This window comes from Mesorhizobium sp. M2A.F.Ca.ET.037.01.1.1, from assembly GCF_003998075.1.
In the GTDB taxonomy this organism is placed as follows: domain Bacteria; phylum Pseudomonadota; class Alphaproteobacteria; order Rhizobiales; family Rhizobiaceae; genus Mesorhizobium.
Genome location: NZ_RZSA01001438.1, coordinates 1 through 1,141 on the forward strand (window position 1 = coordinate 1; position 1,141 = coordinate 1,141).

The window sequence follows — 1,141 nt, forward strand, 5'->3', positions numbered from 1 at the left end:
TTTGACCCCACCTATTGCCTCACCGAGGAATGTTACCGAAGGCGATAGGGCCGACATGGGCCCTTTCTCCATCCGTCGCGGCGGAGCGAGATAGCGGCCAGCTCTTCATCCAACCGCCATCGAGGATGATCAGCCCAGCCATTTCCATGCGCCAGACCTTCACAAGCCGTTGCACCATTCTCAGGTTCTTTTCCTTAAAGCGCGAGGGGTCGATCTTTGTCAGGCGTTGCAACACACTTGCTGCCGAGAGCGCCGGCTCTTCCTCAAGCCATCCCTTGATCTGCGCCTCGAACGGCTCGTACATGCTGGGTCTCTTCGGATAGGGTTTGGTCCGCCGATACGGCCGCCGATGCGTTGGTCGGGTCTCGCCACTCTTCCAGGCCGTCTTCAGATTCGCGGCGAAGCGCTGGAGATCGATAACGGCCGGCTCCTCAATCTTCGCATTCAGGCCACGACGATCGACCCGCCGCCCAAGCTCCTCCTGCGCGGCGCGGATACCAGCAAACAGCAGCACGGGATCGGCGGTTTCCATCATCGCCTGGAGCCGCTGCTTGTCGGCCTCGGCCACACCCGGATGTGCAAGGACACGGGCCGCAGGCGGAACTGGCGGATGATAGCGCTTGATCACACGAGCGCCGATCCGCGTCTTCTCCTGAAGCTTGAATGACGGTTGGAACAGATTGCCGTAAAGCCGCACGACAGCACAAAGTTTACCAAGCGCGGCCGTCGCCTCCGCGCCGACAAACCGACCATACCCCACCAGGCGGCGCACGATGGCGCCATTCTTCTGCTCCACATGCGCCTGGTCATTCTTTCGATAGGCGCGCGAGCGCGTCACTTCCAGTTCCTCACTGCGGCACCAGGAGACGACGAACTCGTTCATGAAGGCGCTGTCGTTGTCGAAATCTACGCCGAGCAAGGGGAAGGGAAAGAACGAGCGGGCCTGCTTGATCGCCACAATCACATTGCCGCTGTCGCGCGTGCGGACCGGAACGCATTCAGTCCACCCCGTGGCAATATCGGTCAACATCATCGTCTGCACAAAGCTGCCGGACGAAGATGTGCCGGAATGCGCCACGAAATCGACCTCGACGTAACCGGGCGGCGGATCATTCCAGTCCCCGAAGGTGCGCACCGGCAC

1 protein-coding gene is annotated in these 1,141 nt (G+C 61.1%); it reads right to left on the reverse strand.

Annotated features, from left to right (window positions below; genetic code table 11):
* Window positions 1-19: 19 nt before the first annotated feature.
* Window positions 20-1,141 (reverse strand): DDE-type integrase/transposase/recombinase (locus EOA27_RS37430; protein ID WP_145970866.1); only part of this gene is annotated, 1,122 nt, incomplete at its 5' end.